This window comes from Flavobacteriales bacterium, assembly GCA_020635855.1.
In the GTDB taxonomy this organism is placed as follows: Bacteria; Bacteroidota; Bacteroidia; order JACJYZ01; family JACJYZ01; genus JACJYZ01.
On the sequence record JACJYZ010000003.1, the window covers coordinates 405,387 to 432,016 of the forward strand.

26 protein-coding genes are annotated in these 26,630 nt (G+C 44.5%); 23 read left to right on the forward strand and 3 right to left on the reverse strand.

Translation table 11 applies throughout. The annotated features are described in order from the left end of the window. The 12 genes from H6585_10020 to H6585_10075 all read left to right on the forward strand — a co-directional run bounded on the left by H6585_10020 (position 1) and on the right by H6585_10075 (position 15,219). The gene (locus tag H6585_10020; protein ID MCB9448667.1) at positions 1–963 is read left to right on the forward strand and encodes a hypothetical protein; all 963 of its coding nucleotides are present in this window, start codon (positions 1–3) and stop codon (positions 961–963) included. A gap of 2 nt (positions 964–965) precedes the next feature. Beyond that, positions 966–2,276 carry a site-specific DNA-methyltransferase gene (locus H6585_10025; GenBank protein MCB9448668.1) on the forward strand — a complete coding sequence of 437 codons (1,311 nt, stop codon included), beginning with the start codon at positions 966–968 and terminating at the stop codon, positions 2,274–2,276. Further along, positions 2,260–2,478 carry a hypothetical protein gene (locus H6585_10030; GenBank protein ID MCB9448669.1) on the forward strand — a complete coding sequence of 73 codons (219 nt, stop codon included), beginning with the start codon at positions 2,260–2,262 and terminating at the stop codon, positions 2,476–2,478. Before H6585_10025 ends, H6585_10030 begins: the two co-directional genes overlap by 17 nt. Continuing rightward, positions 2,475–2,975 carry a class I SAM-dependent methyltransferase gene (locus H6585_10035; protein MCB9448670.1) on the forward strand — a complete coding sequence of 167 codons (501 nt, stop codon included), beginning with the start codon at positions 2,475–2,477 and terminating at the stop codon, positions 2,973–2,975. Before H6585_10030 ends, H6585_10035 begins: the two co-directional genes overlap by 4 nt. Before the next feature lie 121 nt (positions 2,976–3,096). Continuing rightward, entirely contained in the window at positions 3,097–3,393 is a 297-nt protein-coding gene (locus tag H6585_10040) for a helix-turn-helix transcriptional regulator (GenBank protein MCB9448671.1), read from the forward strand. Further along, positions 3,390–6,245, forward strand: a complete 2,856-nt coding sequence (locus H6585_10045) for a DEAD/DEAH box helicase (GenBank protein MCB9448672.1) — start codon at positions 3,390–3,392, stop codon at positions 6,243–6,245. The genes H6585_10040 and H6585_10045 overlap by 4 nt, the downstream gene beginning before the upstream one ends. Then, the gene (locus H6585_10050; protein ID MCB9448673.1) at positions 6,245–8,134 is read left to right on the forward strand and encodes a site-specific DNA-methyltransferase; all 1,890 of its coding nucleotides are present in this window, start codon (positions 6,245–6,247) and stop codon (positions 8,132–8,134) included. The genes H6585_10045 and H6585_10050 overlap by 1 nt, the downstream gene beginning before the upstream one ends. A 10-nt stretch (positions 8,135–8,144) precedes the next feature. After that, positions 8,145–11,069 (forward strand): DEAD/DEAH box helicase family protein, encoded by a 2,925-nt coding sequence (locus tag H6585_10055; GenBank protein ID MCB9448674.1) that lies wholly within the window; start codon positions 8,145–8,147, stop codon positions 11,067–11,069. Positions 11,070–11,080: 11 nt separating this feature from the next. Continuing rightward, positions 11,081–12,304, forward strand: coding sequence for an SIR2 family protein (locus H6585_10060; protein ID MCB9448675.1), 1,224 nt, complete (start codon positions 11,081–11,083; stop codon positions 12,302–12,304). Further along, positions 12,294–13,478 carry a DUF87 domain-containing protein gene (locus H6585_10065; protein MCB9448676.1) on the forward strand — a complete coding sequence of 395 codons (1,185 nt, stop codon included), beginning with the start codon at positions 12,294–12,296 and terminating at the stop codon, positions 13,476–13,478. Before H6585_10060 ends, H6585_10065 begins: the two co-directional genes overlap by 11 nt. Before the next feature lie 27 nt (positions 13,479–13,505). Further along, positions 13,506–14,629 (forward strand): IS3 family transposase gene (locus H6585_10070; protein MCB9448677.1). Its coding sequence is split into 2 segments (ribosomal slippage): positions 13,506–13,758 and positions 13,758–14,629, totalling 1,125 coding nucleotides; the frame shifts between segments, so codons are not numbered across the junction. 29 nt (positions 14,630–14,658) lie between these two features. After that, positions 14,659–15,219, forward strand: coding sequence for an ATP-binding protein (locus tag H6585_10075; GenBank protein ID MCB9448678.1), 561 nt, complete (start codon positions 14,659–14,661; stop codon positions 15,217–15,219). Here the strand turns inward: H6585_10075 and H6585_10080 are convergent. The 3 genes from H6585_10080 to H6585_10090 are packed head-to-tail and all read right to left on the reverse strand — an operon-like array spanning position 15,209 to position 18,964. After that, the gene (locus tag H6585_10080; protein MCB9448679.1) at positions 15,209–17,026 is read right to left on the reverse strand and encodes a DUF2779 domain-containing protein; all 1,818 of its coding nucleotides are present in this window, start codon (positions 17,024–17,026) and stop codon (positions 15,209–15,211) included. The genes H6585_10075 and H6585_10080 overlap by 11 nt on opposite strands. A 25-nt stretch (positions 17,027–17,051) precedes the next feature. Continuing rightward, positions 17,052–18,125: a nucleotidyl transferase AbiEii/AbiGii toxin family protein gene (locus tag H6585_10085; GenBank protein MCB9448680.1), complete on the reverse strand. Its 1,074-nt coding sequence runs from the start codon at positions 18,123–18,125 to the stop codon at positions 17,052–17,054. Further along, positions 18,122–18,964 (reverse strand): hypothetical protein, encoded by an 843-nt coding sequence (locus H6585_10090; GenBank protein MCB9448681.1) that lies wholly within the window; start codon positions 18,962–18,964, stop codon positions 18,122–18,124. Before H6585_10090 ends, H6585_10085 begins: the two co-directional genes overlap by 4 nt. A gap of 353 nt (positions 18,965–19,317) precedes the next feature. On the opposite strand from H6585_10090, the gene H6585_10095 reads away from it, so the two are divergent. From H6585_10095 to H6585_10145, 11 genes are all read left to right on the forward strand, one after another. Continuing rightward, on the forward strand, positions 19,318–19,494 hold the full coding sequence (locus tag H6585_10095; protein MCB9448682.1) for a hypothetical protein: 177 nt from the start codon (positions 19,318–19,320) through the stop codon (positions 19,492–19,494). 56 nt (positions 19,495–19,550) lie between these two features. Continuing rightward, complete coding sequence (locus H6585_10100) at positions 19,551–20,432, forward strand: hypothetical protein (GenBank protein ID MCB9448683.1); 882 nt, start codon at positions 19,551–19,553, stop codon at positions 20,430–20,432. 138 nt (positions 20,433–20,570) lie between these two features. After that, positions 20,571–21,110, forward strand: a complete 540-nt coding sequence (locus H6585_10105) for a hypothetical protein (GenBank protein MCB9448684.1) — start codon at positions 20,571–20,573, stop codon at positions 21,108–21,110. 11 nt (positions 21,111–21,121) lie between these two features. Beyond that, positions 21,122–21,781 (forward strand): hypothetical protein, encoded by a 660-nt coding sequence (locus H6585_10110; GenBank protein ID MCB9448685.1) that lies wholly within the window; start codon positions 21,122–21,124, stop codon positions 21,779–21,781. Then, positions 21,778–22,221 carry a hypothetical protein gene (locus H6585_10115; protein ID MCB9448686.1) on the forward strand — a complete coding sequence of 148 codons (444 nt, stop codon included), beginning with the start codon at positions 21,778–21,780 and terminating at the stop codon, positions 22,219–22,221. Before H6585_10110 ends, H6585_10115 begins: the two co-directional genes overlap by 4 nt. A gap of 27 nt (positions 22,222–22,248) precedes the next feature. Continuing rightward, entirely contained in the window at positions 22,249–22,815 is a 567-nt protein-coding gene (locus tag H6585_10120) for a hypothetical protein (protein ID MCB9448687.1), read from the forward strand. Positions 22,816–22,841: 26 nt separating this feature from the next. Beyond that, positions 22,842–23,069: a hypothetical protein gene (locus tag H6585_10125; GenBank protein ID MCB9448688.1), complete on the forward strand. Its 228-nt coding sequence runs from the start codon at positions 22,842–22,844 to the stop codon at positions 23,067–23,069. 10 nt (positions 23,070–23,079) lie between these two features. After that, positions 23,080–23,499 carry a hypothetical protein gene (locus H6585_10130; GenBank protein MCB9448689.1) on the forward strand — a complete coding sequence of 140 codons (420 nt, stop codon included), beginning with the start codon at positions 23,080–23,082 and terminating at the stop codon, positions 23,497–23,499. 55 nt (positions 23,500–23,554) lie between these two features. Continuing rightward, positions 23,555–24,313 (forward strand): hypothetical protein, encoded by a 759-nt coding sequence (locus H6585_10135; protein MCB9448690.1) that lies wholly within the window; start codon positions 23,555–23,557, stop codon positions 24,311–24,313. After that, entirely contained in the window at positions 24,313–26,139 is a 1,827-nt protein-coding gene (locus tag H6585_10140; GenBank protein MCB9448691.1) for a YncE family protein, read from the forward strand. Before H6585_10135 ends, H6585_10140 begins: the two co-directional genes overlap by 1 nt. Further along, a complete protein-coding gene (locus tag H6585_10145; protein ID MCB9448692.1) occupies positions 26,136–26,630 on the forward strand; it encodes an N-acetylmuramoyl-L-alanine amidase in 495 nt (164 codons plus the stop codon). The genes H6585_10140 and H6585_10145 overlap by 4 nt, the downstream gene beginning before the upstream one ends.

A 26,630-nucleotide genomic window follows, 5' to 3' on the forward strand; every position in this document is an offset into this window, starting at 1 on the left:
ATGTCGAAGGTGGCCGCAAAAAAGAAAACAGCGAGAGGCAGGAAACCGATCCGGTACAGCAAGGAGGATCTGGAACGTCAGCCTATGCTCATGCTGGTATGCGGTGAAACCGGAGTTGGCAAGACCTACCGGATGGTGCAGGAGATAAAGCACTACATGAAGGACAACCCGGACACCGGCAAGAAAGGCCGCAAGGTGCTCATCTTCGATGTCAACGATGACGATTATCCTTCTTTCCGAACGGTAAGCCCCAACCACATCAAAGCCCTGACTGCCATCCGTGCCAGGCGTATTCGCCCGATCAACAAGGACGGAATACCGATGGATCTTACCCAGAAACGGGAAGTGGTGGAAAAAATACTGCAACATTACCGCAACGGTTTGCTGGTGCTGGACGACCTGGATCAGTACATGGTGGGAGCCAAAGGGCAATCCATGATAGGTGCGCTCTGTACGGTACGGCACATAGGATTGGATATTGTCATTGCCCACCAGTCTGTTTCCAAGATCACACGAACGGAGTTTGAGAATTGCAGCTGGCTGAGGATGCACCAGCAGGTTGATGATATTACCCGGCCTGCATTGCGGGAGCGGATACCCAAATACCATCTGGTACGCATTGCCAACCTCATTGTGGAGGAGCAGTACATGAAAGCCTGCCAGGCATTTGACCAGGGGCTAATTGACAAAGAGGAATGGAAAAAGCGGAAAAGTTTTTTCGTGTACGTCAACATGCGCCAGCAGAAAATAAGGGGATGCAGCAAGGAGGCATTTATCAGAGCCTGCAAGAAATACATAGATACAGAGGAAGAAAGTCAGGTCAGACGAATGATGAAGGAAAAAGACCTGAACGGCACTTTGCTGAACCCGGAACGGAAACAGGTAATGATCAATCTGATTGAAAAGTACCTGCGTCTGTACGACAGCAGTTGGCTAAGCCCCATGCAGCAGGATGTGAAATAACCATGAAAGCCGGAAGCAACATATCATCCCTTTCATCAGACCGGTTCCGGCAGTCGGTTAATACCGTTATTAACGGTAACGCCCTCGATGTGCTGCAAACATTCCCGGATGCTTCCATTGACTGTGTGGTTACTTCCCCTCCCTACTGGCAGCTTCGGCATTATGAAGGTATCCCCGATTATGTATGGGATGGCGATAAGGACTGCCAACATGATTTTGATTCCGTAAGTGTGCATTGTGATAATCTCCGGTACAGGGGCGACAGTTCAAAGACAGGCAACAGCAGCAACAAGGCCATATTCACCGGTGCTGAAAAACAACAAGGCCATTGCAGCAAATGCGGAGCGTGGAAAGGACAACTTGGTCTGGAACCAACCTTTGAGATGTACCTGAACCACCTCTGGCAGATCATGGACGAGCTGCACCGGGTGCTGAAACCCACCGGTACGGCATGGATTAATCTGGGTGACACCTACAACTCTCATTCTCTGGGCAACAAATCAGGCGGATCCTTTCAGGGTAAATCCATCGAAAAGAACAATCACTTTCCACGCTGGCGGACACCACCCAGAAACATTCCCGACAAATGCCAGCTATTGCTTCCCCACCGCTTTGCCATCGGTTGTATTGAAAGGGGCTGGGTAGTCAGAAACGATGTGATATGGGCAAAACCCAACGGGATGCCGGAAAGCGTGAAAGACCGCTTTTCAAAAAGGCATGAGTACATTTTTTTTCTGGTGAAGCACAAACGGTATTACTTCGATATGGACAGCATCCGTGATCCGCATAAGCCGCAGAGCGTAAAACGTGCTGCACGGGCACGGAAGTCTGACAAACTCGATGCCGGGCAATACGGGGTGAGCTTCAAGCAGGGCAATGTAGGTTATGACGACCTGAACGGAAAACTGAAACGGGGCGAGTTGCGTTGTGTACATTCCAAAGGAAAGAACCCCGGAGATGTCTCCGACTTCTGGGCAGTGTCCACCCGTCCGAGTTTCAGCAAGCACTTTGCCACCTTCAACACCGATCTGATCAGCAAGCCAATACTGGCGGGCTGCCCTGAAAAAGTCTGCTCACAATGCGGGAAACCACCCTTGCCTGTAAGGAATAATGAAGCGAATACCGGCTGCGGATGCAATACAGGATTTGAACCGGGTATTGTACTGGATCCTTTTTGCGGAACAGGTACTACGCTGATAAGGGCACTGGAACTGAACCGGCAGGTCATTGGCATTGACGGGTCCGGAGACTATACCGGTATCGCAAAGAATTTACTAACCGATAAAATCAAGAACCATGAGACTGAATCTTAACAAGCTGTACATTGTGTACACACCAACCCGCTTATCAGAAAAAGTGGATGTATTTGACGACAGGCCAACGACCATCAAAAGCCTGATCAATCAGGCAAGAGGTGGATTAACTCCTGCCGGTATCCATGCTGTTTTTACTACAAAGCCGGAAGCGGTAAAGGAAGCCGGTAAGCTGTTCAGAAAGCACAAGATAAAAAGATAGTGAAGCCGCCTTTACGCAAAGGTTCTCGGGATGATTTTCAGACACCGGCTATTGCCCTGCAGCCCCTGTTCAGATACCTGCCTGAGAACTGGACAATATGGGAATGTGCATCCGGTGAGGGTAACCTTGTCCGGGCATTCCAGCAACAGGGCTACAAGGTGGTTGCATCAGATATTCATTCTGGCAGGGATTTTCTGGAGTACGAACCGGAGCAGTATGACTGCATCATTACCAACCCGCCATTTTCTCACAAGCAGGCGTTCCTGGAACGGGCCTATATGCTCGGCAAGCCTTTTGCCTTTCTGCTTCCGCTGACCACCTTTGAAACGGAAAAGCGTCAGCTATTTTTCCGGTATCTGGGGCTGGAGGTGATCTTATTCGACAAACGCATCAACTTTGAAACGCCAAGCGGCAACGGAAGCGGTAGTTGGTTTGCTACGGCCTGGTTTACGAACGGGCTGAATATCGGCCAACAAATCACTTTTACCACCCTATAAAAGTTAAACACCCCACCACTCCGGGTTTTCCGGCACAGCCACTAAATAGTTATCCCAATTTTTTAAAGTATCACGTCTTTGCTGTATATTTGACAGCGTTGTCTAAACATAACTGTCAAATATGCAAAAAACAGATTTTGGAGGATACATTCGGGAGTTAAGAGAAAAGAGCAACATGCCTATTCGCAAGCTGGCGCATGAGTTGGATATTGATACATCCACTTTAAGCAAGATTGAGCGACAGGAACGGCAGGTTGCCCTCCACATGATCCCGATAATTGCCAGAGTTTTTGACCTTGACTATAAAGAATTGCAAGTGCAGTTTTTAAGCGAGAAAATTCTAAGCGAATATGGTGATGCGGATTATTTCACAGATGCGTTGGACACAATACTTAAAACGGTCGAAGCAAAACAATGAGCATTACTCCATATCAAGCAAAATATTATGCCTACGAACTGACGAAACGCTGCCCGTCCAACAGCGTGGAGAAGTTGAGTGCTACCCTGGTTGATGCACAGGTGGATTTAAACCCCCACCAGATTGAGGCTGCCCTGTTTGCTTTCAAATCACCGCTTTCCAAAGGAGCTATACTGGCCGATGAAGTTGGCTTGGGGAAAACTATTGAAGCGGGAATTTTACTTTCTCAACAATGGGCTGAACGCAAGCGAAAGCTACTCATTATTTGTCCTTCCAGCTTGCGAAAACAGTGGAGCCAGGAATTGATGGATAAGTTTTTCCTACCCTCCATCATTCTTGAAAGCAAGTCTTTCAACCAGTTTCAGAAAGCCGGAAAGAAAAACCCATTTGACCAGAATAAGATTGTCATTTGCTCCTATCACTTTGCCAGTAATAAAGCAGAGTTTGTGCAATTAACACGTTGGGATCTTGCAGTGATTGACGAAGCACATAAACTGCGGAATGTTTACCGGCCTTCCAATAAAATTGCGAATACCATTAAGAGCGCATTGGCTCAAAGCAGGAAAGTGTTGTTAACCGCCACGCCATTGCAAAACTCTCTTTCTGAATTATACGGATTGGTAAGCATTATTGACGACCATACCTTTGGCGACTACAAGAGCTTCAAATCACAGTTCAGCAGATTGAATAATGATGATGAGTTTGTTGACCTGAAAGAACGGTTGAGCACCATTTGTAAACGCAATTTAAGACGGCAGGTGCAGGAATATATCAATTATACCAGTCGTATTCCGCTAACGATAAACTTTACACCGAATAAAGATGAGCAGGCATTATATGATATGGTTTCGGATTACCTGCAACGTCCCAACCTCTATGCCCTGCCAAACAGCCAGCGACACCTGATAACACTGATACTTCGCAAGCTCCTGGCTTCTTCCTCCTATGCCATTGCCCGAACATTGGGCAGACTGGCGGATAAATTGCAGCACAAGCTGAAAAGCCTGAATGTAACGGAATCCTATAACGATGTAATTGAGGACTACGACCCTATCGGGGAGATTGAGGAAGAAATTGACGAGATGAATACTGAAACGGAAGTGTTCACCCAAGCCGATATTGCAGCCATTGAAAGGGAAATTGAAGAACTAACGGCCTTCCGAGACCTTGCAGAATCCATTGTGCATAATGCTAAGGGAGAAAAGCTGAAAACTGCATTGCAGGAGGGATTTTCCAAAGCACAGGAGTTTGGGGCAGACAAGAAAGCCTTGATATTCACAGAATCCCAAAGGACACAGCAATACCTGAAAACAATGCTGGATAAGATGCCGGAATACAAAGGCAAAATTGTCTTGTTCAACGGCCAGAACAACAGCGAAGAAGCCAATAGCATCTACAAGCATTGGTTAAGCAAGTACGAAGGCACAGACGTTATTTCAGGAGCTAAGTCAGCAGATATAAGAGCAGCTCTGGTAGATTATTTTAAAAATGAAGCAACTATAATGATTGCAACGGAGGCAGCAGCAGAGGGAATCAATTTGCAGTTCTGCTCCCTGCTTATCAATTACGACCTTCCCTGGAACCCGCAGCGGATTGAACAACGCATTGGAAGATGCCACCGGTACGGCCAGAAGTTTGACGTGGTGGTGGTTAACTTCGTGAACACGAACAATGCTGCCGATCAGCGGGTATTTGAACTGCTGAACGAAAAATTCAACCTCTTTTCCGGTGTGTTTGGGGCAAGCGATGAAGTATTGGGAACCATTGAATCTGGCGTGGATTTTGAAAAGCGCATAGCGGAAATCTACCAGAATTGCCGGACAAAAGAAGAAATTCAGAGGTCTTTCGATGATTTGCAACAGGAAATGGAAGAACAAATTTCTTCCAAGATGCAAACCACCAGGCAAAAGCTGTTAGACCATTTTGACGAGGAAGTTGTTGAGAAGCTGAAAGTAACCCTTGCAGAGAGCGAAGCCTATCTGAATAAATACGAGCAATGGCTATGGAGCCTCACACAATTAGGACTACAAGGCCATGCAGAATTTGAAAACGGCAGTTTCTCTTTCCGGTTAAAGAAAAATCCCTTTGACAGTATTTCTATACCAACCGGAAAATATCGTTTTGCCAAAAATGTAGCGGATGCTCACTATTACCGTTTGGGACATCCCCTGGCACAGCAGTTAATTGAACAGTTCAAAAATTCAGAGCTGAACGAGGCCGACCTCACTTTTGATTATTCCGGATCCCCGACCAATGTTTCGATACTAAAGCCACTGATAAAGAAAAGCGGAAAGCTGGCAGCCTATTGTTTAACCGTTTCTGCTCTCGATACGGAAGATTATTTACTGTTTGCTACGGTAACGGATGAAGGGAAAGAGCTTGACCATGAGCAGAGCCAGCGTTTGCTTACACTACCGGTGATAAATAACCATAACGGACTAAGCGGTATAGAAACACAGGAATTAAAAAGCATTATCACTCAAAAGAAAAAAAAGGTACTGGCCGGTATCAATGAAAGGAACACAACCTTTTTTGAAGAAGAACTGGAAAAGCTCGACAAATGGGCAGAGGACAAACGAAACTCATTAAAGCTCACCCTGAAAGAGCTGGACGAGGAAATAAAGGAACTAAAGAAAAACGCTCGCACTGCCCGCAGCCTTCCCGATAAGCTGGCCTTGCGGAAAAAGGTAAAGGCCAAAGAAGTGAAGCGGGATGAAGCATGGAGGGAATATGACCTTGCCGGAAGGGAAATTGAAAAGCAGAAGGATGAACTCATAGACCGCATTGAGCAACAACTGGAACAGAAAACCGAACTCAAAAAATTATTTACAATAAAATGGACAATAAAGTAATGGAGCAAATCGAAAAGTTAGACCTGAAAAGCATGAGCATACCGGAGGACAAAAAAGCACTGTTGCAGCAGCTTTTCCCTGAAGTATTTGCAGAGGGCAAAATAGACTTTGAAAAGCTAAAGCAAACATTGGGCGAAGATATTGACACTGCTTCCGAACGCTTTGGCCTTTCCTGGGCTGGCAAAAGCGAGTGCTTCCGCATCATTCAGGAACCCAGTATCGCCACCCTTAAACCGGCAAAGGAAGAAAGTGTAAACTGGGACACTACCGGCAACCTGTTTATTGAAGGCGACAACCTCGAAGTATTAAAGCAGCTTCAAAAATCTTACTATGGTGAAGTAAAAATGATTTTTATAGACCCTCCCTATAATACTGGCAATGAGTTCATCTATCCTGATAATTACAAGGAGAATCTGGATACCTATTTGGCTTATACCGGACAGGTGAACGAAGACGGCAAGAAATTTTCAACCAACACCGAAACCTCTGGACGGTTTCATTCCAAGTGGCTGAATATGATGTATCCAAGATTGTATCTGGCAAGGAATCTCTTAAAAAAGGATGGGGTTATTTTTATTGCGATAGATGATAATGAAATACACAACCTGAGATCACTTTGCAATGAGATTTTTGGAGAGGAAAATTTTATTTCAGAAATAATCTGGCAACACAGTGTTCAGCCAAAGGGATATACAGATAAATTTTCAGTTCACCACAACTATATTTTATGCTATAAAAAGTCAGATGATTTTACTGTGAATGAATTAGAACGAACTGAGGAACATAACAAAAACTATTCAAATCCCGATAACGATCCAAATGGTGCATGGAGGTCAGGAGATGTTAGAAATGCCTTATATAGGCCAAACTTAATATACGACATAACCACCCCTTCAGGTAAAACCATTACCCCTCCTGAGAATGGATGGAGGTGGAGCAAAGATACACTTCAAGAAAAAATTGATTCGGGAGAAATTATTTTCAGTGAAGATGAAAGCAGAATTATAAGGAAGATATATCTCAAAAATCAAAGTGGCCGTGCACCGGAAACTATTTGGTTTGCTGATGAAGTTGGTTCAACACGGGATGCTTCAAGTTCCCTTAAAGATTTATTTGACAATGAAGTACCGTTTGACACACCTAAACCGATCGGGCTTATTAATAGAATGATGCAAATAGCTGGTTTAAAATCTGGGGAAATTGTACTTGATTTTTTTGCAGGATCTGCATCAACAGCCCAAGCAGTTTTAGAATCTAAATACAATGCTAAGTTTGTTTTGGTTCAATTACCTGAACCTATTGATAATGCTAAACCACAAGGCAAAGCTGCCGAGAAACTCGGATTAAATAATATTACTGACATTGGAAAGGAGCGCATTCGCAGGGTCATTGACAAAATCAAAAAAGAACAATCTGAAAAGAAAGAAGCTGCTAATGGTTCCCTTTTTAAAGATGAGCAAGGCAACAAACAAGAGCTTGATTTGGGATTCAAGGTGTTCAAGCTCGACAAATCCAATTTCAAAATTTGGGATGGCAGCATAGAAGAAGAACCGCTTGAAAAGCAATTAAAGATGGGCATAGACCATGTTGATCCGAACAGTTCTGCCGAAGATATATTTTACGAGATACTGCTCAAATCCGGCTTTGGGTTAAATGTTCCGGTGGAAACGCTTGAAATGGCTGGCAAGAAGGTTTATTCCGTTGCGGATGATGCACTGATGATCTGCCTGGACAAGAACCTGAACAAAGAAGTAATTAAAGCCATTGCAGAAAAAGAACCGGCACGGGTTGTCTGCCTGGATGAAGGGTTTAAGGGCAATGACCAGCTAAAGACCAATGCCGTGCAGATAATGAAGTCGCATAACGTGGAAGATTTTAAAACAGTTTAACCGGTAGCTTATGAAATTTAAGTTTGATGCAAAACAACCCTATCAGTTAGACGCTATCAATGCAGTTGTCGAAGTATTTGAAGGCCAGCCCCTCAATAAGGGTGACTTTGAAATCACCTTTGAGAGCAAAGGAACCGGTGTGTTCGCTTCCCAAACGGAAACCGAACTCGGTGTGGGTAACAAGCTCTATCCTGATGACAGCCAGCTTGTCGAAAATATCCGCACCATTCAGAAGCAGAACAACATCCACCAGGAATATTCCGTGCTTTCCAAAGGCAAGAACTTTGCTATTGAAATGGAGACCGGAACAGGCAAAACCTATGTTTATCTCCGCACTGCTTTTGAGCTGAACGCCAAGTACGGCTTCAAGAAGTTTATCATTGTTGTTCCCTCCGTTGCTATCCGTGAAGGGGTGCTAAAGTCCATTGACTTAATGAAGGAACATTTCAGCCAGCTATACAACAAGGTTCCCTTCAACCATTTTGTGTATGATTCAAAGCGGGTGAATGAGCTTCGGGGTTTCGCTATTGGTAACGAGCTGCAACTAATGATTATCAATATTGATTCCTTCAACAAGGCTTCCAACAACGTCATTCATCAATACAATGACCGGCTTTCTGGCAGAAAACCGATTGAGTTCATCCAGGCCACGAACCCCATTGTAATTATGGATGAACCTCAGAACATGGAAAGTGCGAAGGCAAAAGAATCCATTAACTCCCTCAATCCATTGTGTACGTTACGCTATTCGGCCACACACAGGGACAAGTACAACCTGCTCTACTCCCTTGATCCTATCAAAGCCTTCCAGTTACGGCTGGTAAAGAAAATATCGGTAGCTTCTGTATTGAGCGATAGCGACACCAATGCTGCTTATGTCAAGCTGAATAATGTTACCAATAAATCCGGCAAGATCACCTGCTCACTTTCCTTTCATAAAAACACACCGGAGGGTGTGAAAGAAGCAAAGGCTACATTTAAGCAGGATGATGATTTATACCTGAAATCCAATGAACGTGAAATATACCGGCACGGCTTTGAGATTGCTGAAATTAACTCCCGCCCTGGAATGGAGCACGTCAAATTTGCAAACGGCATACGGTTGTCGGTTGGACAGGAAAACGGAGGCGTGAAAAAGGACATTGTGAAGGAACAGATCAAAGCCACCATAAAAAACCACTTTGAAAAGGAATTGCAGGTAAAAGACATGGGGCTGAAAGTGTTGTCGCTCATCTTTATTGACCGTGTGGACAATTACAGGGTATATAATGACAATGGCTACGAGCTTGGCCAGTACGCAAAATGGTTTGAGGAAATCTATAAAGAGGCTGCCCAGGATTACGCCATGCTGCTGGATATAGTGCCTGTTCACAAAGTTCATAACGGCTATTTCTCCAAAGACAAGAAAGGGAACATGAAGGATACCAAAGGCGACACCAACGATGATGCCGACACGTACAGTCTGATAATGAAGGACAAGGAGAAGTTGTTGAGCCTTGATGAGCCGTTAAAATTCATTTTCTCACACTCTGCCCTGCGGGAAGGATGGGACAACCCCAACGTGTTCCAGATTTGTACGCTGAATGAAACCAAGTCCACACTGAAAAAACGACAGGAAATCGGAAGGGGCTTACGCTTGCCGGTTAATCAGGATGGGGAAAGGATTTTCAGTGACAACATCAATAACCTGGTGGTGATTGCCAATGAAAGCTATGAGGATTTTGCTTCTACCCTACAAAGAGAATTTGAAGAAGACTGCGGAGTTGTGTTCGGCAGGCTGCCCATTGAGGCATTTGTCGGAATAAAATACACGGTAGATGAGCAGGAAAAGGAAATTGAGCTGGATGAATCTGAAAGTATTTGGGAACACTTTAAGGAAAACGGCTGGATAGCAGACGATGGCTTTATCAATAAGTCATTTGGCGAAGCCGTAGATGCGGATGAAATCACCCTGCCGGAAAATACGCATGTCAGCAGACAGGAAGTAATACAGGTAGTTGAACGCTTCCAGCTTGAAAACCACATTGAAGACCACAACAAGAAACACAAGGTAAAGCTGAACGAAAGAGTATTGCTGGATCCGGAGTTTGAGAAATTCTGGAATACCATCAATACCCGAACCATCTATTCAGTGGACTACAAAACCGAAGACCTTATAAAAAAGGCAGCGGAGGCTGTGAGTAAAATGGACAAGATAAAGCCACCGCAGGTACGTACTCAAATGGCCGACCTGAACATAGAGACCAAAGGCGTATCTACACAGTTGGTGCAGATTGATGCTCCGGTGTTTGCTGAAAAAGCGAAGAAAGTGCCGGATATTCTCACCTACATTCAGGGGAAAACAGAGCTTACCCGATCAACGATTTACGATATTCTGGTTCAGTCCAGGCGTTTGCCTGAATTGCCGGTGAACCCACAGCAGTTCATGGATCAGGCGGTCAGGGAAATTCGTGCAGTGATGAACCGGATAATCATTGAAGGTATTAAGTATGAAAAGCTGGAGAGTACCGGAAAGGATGCCAGCCGTTATGAAATGTCCCGCTTCCGTGAAGAAGAACAGCGGTTGTTTGCATTGGAAGATAAATCCTACAAGGTAGTCAATGAAGATAAGTCGGTGTATGACTTCATTACCTACGATTCCAAAGTAGAGAAGAAATTCGCCAAAGACCTGGATGCAAACAAAAAGGTTAAGTTCTTCATCAAATTACCAGGCTGGTTCACCGTAGATACACCGGTAGGCCAGTACAACCCTGACTGGGCGATATTGAAGCAAAACGGGGATATAGTGTACATGATACGGGAAACCAAGTCAACCAAAGACCAATTAAAATTAAGAATCACCGAATCAGATAAAATCCATTGTGGCCGTCAGCACTTCGAGACCATAGGCGTTGACTATGACGTGGCCACTACGATAGAGGATTCGGGGGTGTAAAAATTTAGAACATGGAATATATATACATCAATGGAGCGAGTTCAGTCGCAGTTGAAAAGTCGGCAGATGGAACGACTGTTGAAAAGGTTTTTATTGATGGTAAGGAGCATCATTTTGAAGAGAATGATGTTCAAAACAAAGAGCAGTACGCCATTCAAACAAAGAGAAATAAATATCAAAAGTTTTTGAATCGACAGTTTGAAAACTTAGTGGTACTGACAGGGGCAGGTTCTTCCGTTGGATTTGGTATGGATGACAAAAAGGGGAAATTACTTTCTGAATTATGGGATGATACCAAAGACAAGTTGGGACAGGAGAAGCTCGATAAGTTTTGTAAACTGGTCAATTACACGGATAAAAAAGAAGATGGTGAGTATTTAAAGAATCTGGAAAAGCTGCTATCTGTTGCTAATGCTGCAAAAGACTTTGTAAAATCCACAGATGAAGTTAAAATTCCTGATACCATAAAAGAGATAGAAGCTATAATAAAGGAAAAATGTGAACTAAAATTACCAACGGACGCACCTCATTACACTTTCTTAGAAAAAATAACAAGGCGAAAAGTAACTCTGCCCAGAGTAAAAGTATTTACACTGAATTATGATACTCTTTTTGAGCAAGCTGGAAGAAAAGGGAACTTTACAATCATTGATGGTTTTTCATTCTCTTTTCCAAGATATTTCAGTGGTAGAAATTTTGATTATGATATTGTTCACCGAGACAAAAGCAGGCTTAAAGAGGAAGATAATTTTATCAGTCGGGTTTTCCATCTTTATAAGCCTCATGGATCTGTAGATTGGGAAAAAACCCCAGAAGGAATAAAACAGGCTGATTCAGTCAAAAAGGCGTTGATGATTTACCCAAAAGACAGCAAATATGAAAGCTCCTACGAGCAACCATTTTTTGAAATGATGTCTCGTTTTCAGCAGAATTTAAGACAGGACAATGTTTTGTTAATTTCCATTGGATTTAGTTTTAGTGATAAGCATTTAGTAACTGCCATTCAGGAAGCATTGGAACAAAATTCCGGATTCCAGCTCATGGTGCTGAATAAAGGGATTGATACTTCCGACAGTTTTAAATGGTTATACGATCTATCACAGAGACATGCAAACATTGTTTTAATGGATGAGTTATTTTCTGATTTTGCACTACACTATCCATTATTGAAGTCCTATAATCAGGATGAATACAAGAAGATTACCATAAATCTACCGGAGGCAGATGGAGAATAGAAATCCTTTTGATCATAGTTATTTTATTGGGTATGTTAATGAGGTATCACCTCAGGTTGTAAAGGTGCATTTTCCTTCCTCAACATTACTGCAATCATACACATTCAAAGGAGAAAACTTGAACGGTGGATTGGTGGGGAGTTTCGTTGTTATTGAGGGGGAACAGCATGGTTTCTTAGGCAAAATCTTAGAACTTTCTTTGCCTGAGAAAGAAAGATTAGAGCTAAGTGAAAAATCATTTAAAAACAAAGATTTTCACCCGACCGGTAAAATTGAAATTCTTTTATCATTTGATTTATTTGAACCAACCAAAGTTGAAAAGGGGTTAAATGCTTTACCCGTGATCGGAGCAAAGGTATTTGTTTGTTCGTCTAATTTTATCAAAGGTTATTTTCGGAAGTTCGGAGTAAAAGATGGAGCCATAGGGACAAGCCCTGTTTTTGAATTAGGAACACTCACCTATGACAAATCCGCATCTATTGAAATTTCACAACAGGCTCTTTTCGGTAGGCATTGTGCAGTAGTTGGAACAACTGGTGGGGGAAAAAGTTTTACAGTTAGTAAATTATTGGAAGGGGTAGCATCAAATAAGGGAAAAGCAATTTTAATTGATGCAACCGGAGAATATGCAACTCAGGATAGCAATGGCTATTCCGACCAACCTTCTATCCTTTCTAAGGAGTCATTTTTTCACTATTCCAATCTAACTGTTGGTGATCTTTTTGTGCTTTTAAGACCCTCTGGACAAGTTCAGCAGCCAATATTGTTAGATGCTATTCAATCATTGAAACTTGTAAAGATAGCCAATAGGGAAGGCAAGAATTTAAGTCATATTAAAAATGGCGTTTTGATTAAGCAGAAAGCAGATAAGAAACCAGTTTTTGATTTGTATAATGAATTTTCCGATGAAATTGAAGCGGGTTTTGCTGACTTCGATATTCAAAATTTGACACAGCAACTTAGGAGAGAATGTGTTTATGATAGCAATGATTATGGTAATGACATTACGAAATGGGGCGATATTGATAAACGAAAATATGAGAATAGCACCAGCCTGTTTTTAAGAACAGAAACTCTCGTACAATCAGACTCTTTCAAAAGGATATTTGGTTTTGGCAAACAGAAAGATGATGATGGTGAATTTGTAAGCTCCCCTAAAAACAGGACAGTTTAGAAATGTAGTAAATTTAAACTGTCAAGTATGAAAAAGAGCAAGTTTACCGCCCATCAAATTGTCAAGATCCTTCAGGAATATGAAGGAGGCAAAACGGCCGTTGAGGTATGTCGTGATCACGGCATCAGCCAGGCCACATTGTATAGCTGGAAGAAGAAATACGGAGGCATGGAAGCCAGTGACCTGAAGCGCTTGAAGGAGTTGGAAGAAGAGAATGCGAAGCTCAAGCGCATGTATGCAGAGTTGGCGCTGGATCACCAGATGGCCAAGGAGATCATCTCAAAAAAGCTTTAAAGCCCTGCCAGAAGCGATCGATTGCCAATGAACTATCCTGTTACGGTATCAGCAGGGCGTGCCGTGTATTGCAGGTATCACGATCGGTGATTTACTATGAATCGATCAAAGACGATAAGGTCATTGAAGACGCATTGCTAAGCAAAGCCGAAGCCCACCCCCGCGAGGGCTTTTGGAAGGCTTACGGGCGACTTCGCCTGGAAGGTGAATCGTGGAATCACAAAAGGGTTTACAGGGTATACAAAAAGCTTGGACTGTCCATGCGCAGAAAAACAAAGAAGCGATTGCCGGCCAGAGTAAAACGTCGATTGGAAGTTCCCCGGGAGTTGAATCACACTTGGTCCATCGACTTCATGCAAGACCGTTTGGAGAACGGCCGTAAGGTGCGTTGCTTTAATGTCATTGATGATGCCAACCGGGAGATTCTGGATGTAGAGATTGATTACTCACTGAAGAGCAAAAGGGTTATATGGGTATTGAATCACCTGATCAGGCGCAGAGAAAAGCCCAAGCGTATCAGAATGGATAACGGCCCGGAATTGGTTGCGCAGATTACTCAGCAATGGAGCGAGGCTCATCAGATTGAGTTCATCTATATCCAGCCCGGCAAGCCCACGCAGAACGCTTATGTAGAACGGTTCAATGGCTCCTATCGCAGAGGAGTACTGGATGCGCACATCTTCGAGAACCTGGATCAACTCCGGGTCGCTTCCCAGATATGGCAAGAAGATTATAACCATCACCGGCCACACGATGGTCTCAAAGGTCTGCCACCGGTGATGTACGCAGAAAAATTCCTTCAAGGGGCTAGCCCCTTGAAGGAATCATCAGAAGAAGATGAAAGTTTGTTAGTTTAGCGATGTCCTGAAAATGGGGAGCTTACAAATTGACAAAGAAAATTTCAGATTTTCTGGCGGGCGATAAAAACCTTTTAAGAATAGGTTTTGAGAATGTTGGATTTGATTTTCAGGCAAGAGAAATTGTGGCAAATTCTATCGGAAAATTTCTGTTGGAAAAAGCTCGTAAAGGGGACTTTAAAAATGCTCCACTAATTCTTTTTATTGATGAAGCTCACCAATACCTGAATAAAAGTGTGAAGGATGAATATTTTGAATTGACAGAATTGAACTCTTTTGATTCAATAGCAAAAGAATGTAGAAAACATGGTTTGTTTCTAACTATTGCAACCCAGATGCCACGAGATATTCCTGTTGGCACATTGAGCCAAATGGGAACTTTTATTGTTCATAGATTAATAAATCATTTTGATAAAGAATCTGTTGCAAATGCAAGTTCATCCGCAAACCGTAATACCTTAGATTTTTTACCTGTACTTGGGGCGGGTGAGGCAATTCTAATTGGAGTAGATTTTCCCATGCCAGTAATGCTAAAGATTGATCTACCAGAAACTAAGCCTGATTCCGGTACTCCCCAATTTAGAATTTAACATTTTTCCAGTGCTCCCAAATAATCACCATTGCCAGCGTATCCAGCTTGCAATACCGTAGCAATGCTTTCTCGTATGCTTTTTTCACTTCCGGCTTGTTCTTATTCAGGCCAAAGAGCATGTCCTCATAAGCCCGCATGGCTCCGGTTCCTTCGTTGACCGCTTCGGCTTCCGCAGAAATTTCTAACTGAGGTAAGTGTTTATAGGGGTTTTCAATATGGCCGTGTTCATCCAACACATACAGACTTAGATCGTCCTCAAAGTTTTGCAACCAGTTAATTGTCCGCTCGGATTTGTTGGCGGCCAATACTGCCGGTAGGGTTACTTTGATGGAGGTACGGCCCTTCATTACCGGATGAAAATAATAGTCCAGCGCCATTCTATTCATGTCAATCAATGTTCCGGAACCGTTCTTGTCAAACTTAACCACGTATTCCAGCCATTTTTTTAATGCAGGATTGGAATAGCCATATTCCTCCATTTGGTTGTAAATATTCCGCAGGGTGGTATTTTCATGTGTGGCCCACATAAGATGTGTGCCGGAATAGCCTATTTGCTGCATAAGGCTTTCTGCAAACTGAAAGCTGGGGAATTTAGGTTCCGTATTGAGCCACTCGGTATGTACCGGATCCGCCCCTGGTGATTTAATCGTGTGACAGCTCCACTGAAAAGCACTCATTTCGTATGGGTGCATGTTTTTGTGAAAAGGCAGGGCTGTTACGCAAGTCTCAAAGTCAATAAAGTGTAAGGGATACTTCCATGAGCTGATCTCAGCTTTTAAACCGGCAGATGTCCACTCGGTATTGGTTTTGGTGTTTTCAATCTGGATTAACTGCCGTTCTCCACGTTTACCTTTCAGTTCTTCCACCGGCATATCAAAAAGGGAAACTTTCCCCCCGGCTATCAGTTCATTTACAACCGGTTCTTTTGTGCCGCCAATGGTTCCAACATGATATAAGTCCTTTACGTGTTGTTCCGGTTCTTTAATTCCCTTCCAGCATTCGTGATAGCCCGACTTTTCTGTGCCATTGTCCGAAACGTATTCGCAGTTAAAACACTTTTTGTCAAGAGGGGAAATTATTTTAGTGCCTTTGACCAGGCTATCTGCAAATGTCATGGCATTGGTTTGAATTGCCCTTGCCAGACCATGTACTTGCTCCGACACATCCACCAATACCATCAAAGCGTCTTTTCTGATCAGTTCGGGATCACCGGTAAATACAATATCAAAGAACTTAAAGTCATTATGCGTTTCAATCTCCCGAAGGTCAAACAAGGAATTAAGCCCTTCAATCTTTGTTCTGGCTGCCTTGTCTGGCACAAAGAAAAACGGGTTAATGGTAAATTCAGGATATGCTTCGGATAAAACATGCACCTGAAAAGCAATATCCTCCAAATGATCTTTCCAGCCACGTAAGGACGGGTTCACACTGTCATAGCCTTTGGATTTTACCTCGATGAGATTTACCGTAGTTCCTTTTTTTTCAAGAATGTCAATCGCTGCAACCTTGCCATTTGAAAGAATGGCAGCTTCAAATAAGGTGATATTATCCTTCTTTAGCAGCTCTTTTGTTTCCTCAATAGCTGATGCGATTCCTTTGCGGTTGTCAATCCGATGACCACCAGGGTAAAACAGTGTAGCCATTTCACCAACAGCATATCCTCCTTCGGCCAGATACTCCATGTACTCGTTCCCTTCATTCGCAGAAGGATACCCGTTTTTCAGGTAGTGGAGCTTGGTGGCACAGTTTTGTGCAACACGAAAGTCTGACTTGGATAATATTTTTTTAAAATTAAGCTGCTGCATGTTCAACTTTAAATGACCGCCCCATCTATCCCCCCATTAGTTTTACGGTCTGATACCAATAGTAAAACGCTTCCGGTAATGCCTTTTTTAGTTTATTGTGCATGTTATACGGAGGCGCATTGGGAATCATCAGGTCGGTTACCTGTCCCACACCGGAATAATAGGCAACCCTGCTGAGTTTTTCCTGCTTCAACAGCGTTGCAAGATATGACACCTTGGATACCGCAATAATCGCATCTTCAAGCTGGAATTTACTGCCATATATGAAGGGTTTCAGCTTGCTGATTCCCTGTGTCAATAGTTGAAACTCTGTATTTTCCACCTTGCCCCTGGCGGATAAAATATGTCCGGCCCGGATGGAATCGTCCAGCACATCCTGTGGACTGCAATTTTTGAGTTCCCTGTATCCTATTTCTTTTTCTGCAACTGTCAGAAAACTTCTTTTGATCTCCTCAGGGTTATCCTGTAAATTGAAAAGGCTGCCCAGGTCATATAGCTGCTTCATGATCTCCTTGGTCATATCCCGTTTCCCCCTCTGGTAAGGAACACCTATTGTTTTCGGAGCAAAGGCAGTCAATTTATCACCAAGTATGCTATTGATGTTTGGCAAACTGATTTGCACAGGCTTTCCTTCAAAAGATAAAAACGGAGAGCGTATTTCCTTTTCAATCACCGAAGGGTAAGGGTTCTTTTCGTAAAGAATATCCAGCAGGATATAAGCGTTTTCCTGAGACGCCCCCAGAACAGACTGGTAATAAAACTTGTAGTGTGCCTTTGGAATATCAAGTCCTGAATACCTTTCATCCTCCTCCACCTTGTAAAACTTGGTTTGTTCAACCACCTTTTTGAAAAGGTCAGACAGGGAATGTTTGCGACCTGGAATGATAATGTCTATGTCAATGGAAAATCTGTGTGGCTCATCCAGCAGCAACAACATGGAAGTTCCTCCCTTGAAGATAAAGTCAAGCCCACCGGCTTTCAACGCTTCCAGTAAGACAAAGGCATGGATAACCTTTTCCAGCAGGATGGGATCATCTACTTTATGCTCTTTCTGTTTGCTTTGTATCCACTCTTTACTATGACAAATGGCCGTAATCATTCTATTTTCGTTAAGGTTGCTTTGGGTAAAATATTCAGTTCCTGCAGGTACGCTATAAATTCTTTTGTCTTGCCCCTTCTGTCAGTATAATAAGCTGCTGTTTTCCAGTTGATGATATAAAACTCGCTGGCATAATGAAAAATCTGGTCTAACTCACTTTCCTGAAAAGGTGCAAACAGGTCGGCCTCACAAAACAGGTCAACCAAGATTTTTTCCAGTTTCGGAAGGCATATCTGATCTGTCTTTTTGACCGGTGCCCTGCTTACAAGATTTTTAATGATAATGCTTTCCTTGCTGTTCCATACCTTTTGATTCAGTTCTTTTATGCTGGGGTTTAAAAACACACCATGCCTACCGGCAGGCAGGTTGCTTCTGTTCCCTTTCAGTAAGAGATTAAACACAAATTCCTGGGCATCATCTCCAACTTCAATAATGACGAGATTGGTGTCAGGAATATGGTGCATAAAGTTGGTCAGCCACCTTGTTTCCCATATACAATAATCAATCAGTGGAAACTCCTTTTTAATTATCCTGTTCAGTTTGTTGAGGGCTGGGGAAATGGTTGGGATATACTCGCTTTTTTCACCTGCCTCCAACTGGTAAACTCCTGATGCTATTTCCCTGAGGATTCCTGTCTTCATCCATTCATAGATTTTCCTGTCCCGGCTGACGGGTTGCAGATCGGGGTTCAGTGCTTTCAGGAAATCACGCAATTCACGCTTTTCAATCTCCTTCCGGCTTTTGAACTTCTTACGTAACTGTGATATGTATTTGTCAGACTTCAAGATTCTCATTTTGAGCAAAGATATAGCTTTTTTCTGAAAAATCGTAATTGCCAATAAAATAATATTACTGGCAATTCAGAAACAATTAATTTTGACAAATAAGATGGGATATAATAACGGCAGTTATCCGGTGTATTGCCGAAATTATCACTATCCTTTTCTTTCTCTGATTCGCCAGCTACCTCCTTACATTGGCAAATCTGAAAATCCGGCATTCCTTCAAAAAATCTTTCGTAGCGAACCGCCCCGTTCAAAGCTGCCGTATTCCCCGAAACCATTGTCAATACTGGTAGTTACTACGATTTAACCACCTTTTATTATCCCCTGCATGATCGGACTTTAGCTGCGAGGCACGGCTTAAAAGCCTGCCCGTGAAGTCAACAAAAAACATTTAAAAATCAAGAGACATGACTCAGGGAAACACAGATTGGAAAGCCATCGGGATCAACGCAGCGGTATATGCCGGTGTGGGTCTGGTGGTAACGATAGCCGGAACGCTTATCGTGCTTAATCTCATTCAACCCGGAATAGAAAAGCGAAAAATCGCCAAAGCCTCAAAAGGCAATGATTCCAAAAAGGGATAAGCCGACAAGCAGTGCTATCAGAAACAAGAAATTATTAACGCTAAAATCATAAAGCAATGAGAAATAATGAAGAAATCATGGCTTACGAAGACGATGCCGAAGACCGCTTCGATGACTTTGTAGATGAGGAAGAAGACTTCTACGGAGAAGACGAGGACGACTTCGATACCGGCTTTGAGGGCCTCGAGGACGGGTATGATGACGAATACGAGGAAGTGGAATATGTCGGTGCCATTGATGAGGACGACTATTACGATCATTATGCCAAAACCTCTGTCGGGAAAATTGATCCCAATGACCGTACCTTAACGGTGGTTGTTAAGAATACAGGCGGTACAGATGCCGAAGCCATACTGTTTGGCGCAAACGAGGAAGCTGCACAGCCTGCCGGTGTAACGGTGGATGTTGAGGAAAGCTCACACAAGGAAGTAAGAGAGGAAAGCAAGGCCAACCCCTTCAAGATACAGGGGATGAAAATGTCTGTTTCCGATCCGCTCCAGTTTGATAACGTCCTGAAGATCCAGCGAAAAACCGCTACCGGAAATTCTGACAGCAAGGTGTATCAGCCAAGGAACGCTACCTCACCCCAGAACTTCAACTCCGGCCTGATTGATGACAACTCTTTTGAGGCTGACATCACCGGACAGGACAGCATCCGTACCCTTGTGAAAGCAGGAGCTACGCTGGTGTTCACCTTTACCATTAAGGCCAGAGCGAACATGGGCAACCTGCTTAAAGGCAGCAACGTGGCAGAGATTTCAAGAGCTCCACGCACAACCGGTCTCCCGCAGCTTGACCTTATCCAGCAGAAAAAAGCGGCTAAAAAGCCAAAGCTGGTGAGGAAGATTGTACGCAGACAGCCTGTGAGAGGCGGAAAAAGGAGAGCGTTGCCCCAGAGGGGACGAAGGATAGGATTGCGGAGGAGACGCAGGAGATAATCCTGTGAGCGATTCATCTTTCGCAGACGGTAACTCAATAAAAGGCCAGAGCGTGGAGTCACATTGAGCTTCTGCTTTGGCCTTTTTTTTACCTGCCGGAGCTGATGCAAAGGCAGGCAATTCAAAAACAGAGAAACGATGAGCACAAATAAAAAAGGCAGATACTCCCACAACCGCATAGATTACATTGTTTTCGGTGATCCGAAGGCAGCCAGGAAGCTGGTGCATGATTACGGATACATTCCCCCGAAAGACCTGCACGACCTTTCCGATACGGTAAAGCAACTGGTGAAAAAACGGGGTGAGGTATTCATTAAGGATCTGCTGAAAATCCATCCAGACCGGAAAGCGGTGCTGATGGCAGACAAAGACACTGAACAGGATGAGTTCTGTGGTGGATGCGGGCACGCCAGTTCCTATACCGGTGATCTGAAAGACTTGTCAAGGAAAGAACTGGAAGACCTCTATGCCGAAACAAAGGACAAGCTGAGTGATAGCCCGGAAGGAGACAGTTTGAAGAAAAAACTGGGAGAGATATGGGACGTGCTTTCTGACAAGAAAAAAGAGGACGAGAAAAAGGATACGCTGAGCGTGAAGAAGGAATGGGCATGGGCAACCATTGCCCTGGTGGTTGGCATAATCATCGGCAGTGCCGGTTCAGGTTCCAAATCTTCATAAAACAAGGTTCCATGGTAAGGATAACAGAAGAAACACCAAAAAATACCAGAACTGAAAGCCAGAACGCCAAAGGTAAAGTGACTTTCAGCACAAAGGACAAAACCACCCTTGCCCTGATCGGTGTATTGATAGCCGAAAGCCCGGAAAAGGTGAAACGCTTTCTCAATGCCTATGGCATCCAGACTTCTGAAAAGCCCAAACCGGATGAACTATCCAACAAAATACTTTATGCCATCGGTAAAAACAGCAAACAGTTCAATTATGAGCTGGCCAGACTGATTACCAGACAGGTCATTCCCATTGACGGGCAGGATTCCTTTGATTTCAGTGCTTTCAACGGTGATGAAGGCGGAGGGCCCAATGTGACCGTTGGTGTTGATCCGGTATCGGCCATTGCCGGTGCGGTTGGAAGCATTGCCAGCCTGTTCGGCAATGCCCAGAAAAAGAAAATGGCCAAAGACCAGGCACGCTCCATGACATTGCAAAGCCTGTTTGCTTACAAACAGCAGCAGGAACAGGCCAAAGCATCCGCACAACAGGGAAACCGGCAGATGATGCTGGTCAAGGTAATTGGAGGCATGGCGCTGCTGGCCTTACTGGGCTGGCTGGTATTCAGATATTTTATTCAACAGAAACAACCTGCAACAGCAGCAAAAACGCAGACAGCATGAACGCACAACAATACAATTTCGGACTGAACGGACAGCCGGTAGCAGCTTCAAGCTATGTGCCGGCAGATAAGTACGACCACTTTCTATGCCTTTCAAAGAAGTGCAAAGACCGGGTGGCGGCAAAGAAAAAAGTACGGCAGGCCAAACGGGAAGAAAGGCTGGAAAAGAAGAAACTGAAAAATGAAATGCTCCGGGCAGACATTGAAGCGAAAAGAACGGAGACGAAACTGGCCTCCCAGTTGGGAGCGCCTTCTCCCGAACCTCAGACGGCTGCAACGATCAGCACAGGTGGCGGAGGCGGACAACCATCTGCACAACCACAACAGGCAGGCTTTGGCGGAGGAACAATAATGATTGTGGTCGGGGTACTGCTGGTAGGGGGATTCCTCTGGCAGCAGGCACAGAAAAACAAGGCGGTGCCGGTGGCACAGGCCGCATAAATGAATTGATAACCAAAAAATGAAACGATGTTTTTAGGAGATCCATACTTACAACTCCGGCTTTACGGAGAAACCTACGATAACCTGTTTGATTCAGAAGATGAAGACGGCAGCTATACCTATGATGAGGAAGGAAACCTCTATGTCTATGATTCCTTTATCGGAAAGTGGCTGAAAAAGAGGAAGGAGAAACGCTCGCAGAAACCGAAGGTCATTGCACGCAGGGAACGGAAGGATGAAAGACGGATCAGCAAGGGTAAAGCCCCGAAATGGTCAGTACCCAAACCGGTGGTTAAAGAAGAAACTCCGAAAAAACCCATCACACCTCAGGAATTAAAAGCATCACAGGAGCTGAACAAGGCCAAACAGGAGGTACTCAAAACCAAAGCAGAGGAACTGAAAGTGATCGAGCAGGCAAAGAAAGCGGAAAACGAGGAAGCGAAGCTGAAAAATACAGAGGCATCCACGCAACTGATGGGATCGGGCAAAAACCTGATCTGGGTGGTGGTGATCATCGGAGGAATAATCATACTGGCAAAGGTATTTAAACCAAAAACGGCTGCCGAAGCAAGAACGGTAATGCCACAGAACTAATGAAGGAATAAAAAAACAAGAGAGACATGGCTGTATTAGCAGAACCAACAGAACAGGAAGTAACAGTGGACGGACAAACGCCACAGGGTGCGCTCTTTGTTTCTGTAAAGAACAAAGGGCCCAACGTGGCCACTGTGAACGGTGTTCCGATGGAAGTCGGGGAAGCCAAGAGCTACTCCTTTGTGGGAAAGGGATACAAAGCCATACCCTACGTGGTCAATGGCAGCACCCTGAAAATTTTATACATACTCTAAACCAAAAGCAATGATAGCAGGTGAAACAGAATATTTACTCGGCATGTCGGACAGCAACCAGGACTACTTTTTTAAAAAGCTGTTCAGCGGAAAAAACAAGCAGCCGAAAGATCCGAAGCTGAAAGAAGAAAAAAAGCAGAAGCGGCAGCAGTGGTGGTCAAAGCAGAAAGAAGGCTTTCAGCAGGCCGGAGGCATGGAAGGTGTCGGAAAAACCATCGGCAATGTGGTGAACCTTTTTAAAGGTACTTCACAGGAGCCGCCATCTGATTATGATGTAAACATGGGGCATGATGAAAGTCAGGACAAAAAAGGAGTACCCAAAGAAGTCTGGATCATTGGCGGCATTGTGGTTGTCCTGGGCGTGGTCTATGTCGTGAGCAAACAGATGGGCAAGCCGAAAGTGATTCAGCAAACAGCAAACGCAGCATAAAGCAATGATGATACCGATACCATCCAGAGGACAGCGATTCCGGTTACGGCTGGGCGTGAGAGCATCACAGCCTTTTTCCCTTGTGGTGAAAGGATACGATGCAGACCGGCCCAACTCCTATTATTTCCGCAGACGGGTTCCGTTCAAGGCCAGACTGTTCAAGGGAGAAGACAAGGGATACAAGGAGTTTTCCATTCCCCTGCCGGTATCACCGGATTTGCTGATGCTGGAAGTTTACGACAAGGTTTACCGGGATGATGAAGGCTTTAAGATCGAGAAGCTGGAAGCAGAAAAGATGGAGCCATCGGAAGTATGGGCGGAACCGGAAATGCACCGTTTCATGGACTTTGCATTGAAGTTCGCCATCAAAGCGGGTTATTCCAGGCCGGGCTTTTACGATAGCAAAAGCAGGGACTTTCTGATCGAGTACCTGCCGGTGATAAAAGATGAGGAAGGCTATCCGATGATCACACCTGCCCGTACCAACCGGAAAACGGGAAGGATACAGGTATCACAGATGCACTTCCGGCAATACACCATACCCATACGGCTGTACATACTGCTGCATGAGCGGTGCCATTACCAGATACCGACAAGAAAGGAAAAGCCATCGGATATATGTGCATTAAAGCCCTATCTGGACATGGGCTTTCCCGAAACGGAAGGTGTGTATGCAGCGACAAAAATATTTCAGGCTCACCCGGAGACGGTAGGCCCGAAACATGCCGACAGGGTAAGAAATATCCACGCATTTGTGGACAGCTACATTCAGAACAAAGAGCAAAAAAATACACAACTGGAAACCGTACACTGATGAACAGAGGAGCTAAAATAGGATTGACTGCCACTGCGGCCTTTGCAGGACTGGCATGGTGGCTTGGCAGGGATAAAACAAGCAAGCCGGAAGATAAAACTGTTCTGGAAAAGAAAACCTATGACTCCGGGGACGACAGTTTTGTGGGTATCATCAACGAACGGCTGAAAGCAGTGCTTACCCCGTCCAATATCCGTTTTGAAGACCAGCACAAAGCCGACCTGAAAAAATGGGGAACAAAGGAAGGTGTTATAGATACTGCCAGGGATATAGCCCAAAAGAAGAAAGAAAAGAAAAAGGCAGATGCCATTGAGAAGGCGGGTAAAGCATTTGTAAAACACAACCTGCCGAAACTGAAAATCAAACAGCCCGGAAAAAAAGAAAGCACGCTCTGGCAAAAGACGTACCACGATCTGCTCAAAGAATACTCCAAAACGCAGGTGGTTATCACCAATACTTCTACCGAAGCAAAATTTATCCGCCTCTGGGGAGCTAACCGTCCGCTCAGTATCAGCCCTCCTGCTCCGGCAGATGTGGAAGATCATATCATTGAGGAAACCGTATCGCTTGCCGTTGGTGTTCACCCGCAAGGAATTGCCTACAACCCTTTCAACGATTTGGTATATGTGGCCGACCAGCTATCCGGCACCGTAACGGTCATTGACAGGAGCAACCTGATCGTAAAAACCGTTCAGCTGCAACCATCTTTTCCGGGGTTCAGTTCACCGGTAGCTGTTACGGTCAATCACAACACGGGCTATGCCTATGTAGCCGGTTCCATATCGGATACCGTCAGCGTGATTGATACTGCATTGAATGTTGCCGGTGAAATTCCGGTAGGCACACGCCCTGTTTCTCTGGCCTGGAATCCAAAGAACAATTTTATTTACGTAGCCAGCCTGGTGGATGATAACCTTACCGTTATCAATGCCTTCGACAACAGCATCGTTACCACACTGCCTGCAGGTGATGACCCGATTGATGTGGCCGTTCATCCGGTTACAGGATTTATCTATGTGGTCAATTCCGGCAGTGATGATGTAAGCATTTATGACGACACGAATACACCGGTGGCTACCCTGCCACTGGACAGTAGTCCGGTTCCCCCAGTAATTCGACCGGTATCGGTTGCCTTTGATCCGTTGAACAACAATATGTATGTGGCCGGTGAACTGACCGCAACTGCCTATGTGGTGGATACTGCATTGAACACGGTGAGCACCACCGTTCCGACAGGACCCAAACCGCAAAACCTGTTCTTCAACACCTCCAACGGATTTATCTATGTGCAGAACAGCGGGGACAATACACTTACAGTGATTCAATCCGACAACACGATTAAAGACACGCTGGCCGGATTGGGAAACCAGAGTACCGGTGGCGTATTCAATCCTGCCAACGGACTGATTTATGTTTCCGACAGTACGCTCAATACCGTAAATGCCATCGGCTACGAGGCATTGAGCAGTAGTATCACCATTGACAGTGACTACAAGCAAAAGTTGGAAAACTTTCAGCATACACCGGCACTGGTTCAGCACGCCCGCTTTGTGCTTTCGGGCATAGAGCGTATTGCACTGCTGAAAGTAAACGATATAAAACCCACCGGATCGGTCAGCTCAAAGCCGGTCTCTTTCAGCAATTACTTCCATCCGCAGAATTTTTTGAATGTATCAGAAGTGCATGAACTGGGCGGAGAGGTGATTGACGGAAGACACGAATGGGTTTTTAAGATACCGGCATTACAGACATTGACTGTGCTGGTCTGGTACAAACAGTTTTTTATGAATTATCTGATTCCGAAACCTAAAAATCAAATGTTATGAACAAGTTAAAGTATCTCGTGATCCATTGCACTGCCACCGAAGAAGGCAGGCATTTCACCAAAGACGACATCATTGTCTGGCATACCAGCCCCAAACCGAAAGGCCGGGGATGGAACCGTCCGGGCTATTCCGACATCGTGCTGCTGGACGGCACACTGCAAAACATCGTGCCCTTTAACCAGGACGACTATGTGGATCTGTGGGAAATCACCAACGGGGTTAAAGGACTGAACGGCCATGCCCGCCATATCGTGTATGTCGGTGGACTGGAAAAGGACAGCAAAGAGAATAAGGATACCCGAACCGAAGCCCAGAAGGAAACGCTGGAAGTGTACGTCCGGTATCACCTGAAAAGGCATCCTGATATTCTCATCATGGGGCATTATCAGGCACCAACAGCTAACGGCAAGAGCTGTCCGAACTTCAATGTACCGGAGTGGTTGAAGGAAATCGGTGTGCCGAAAGAAAACATTTATGCTGAAAACCAATAG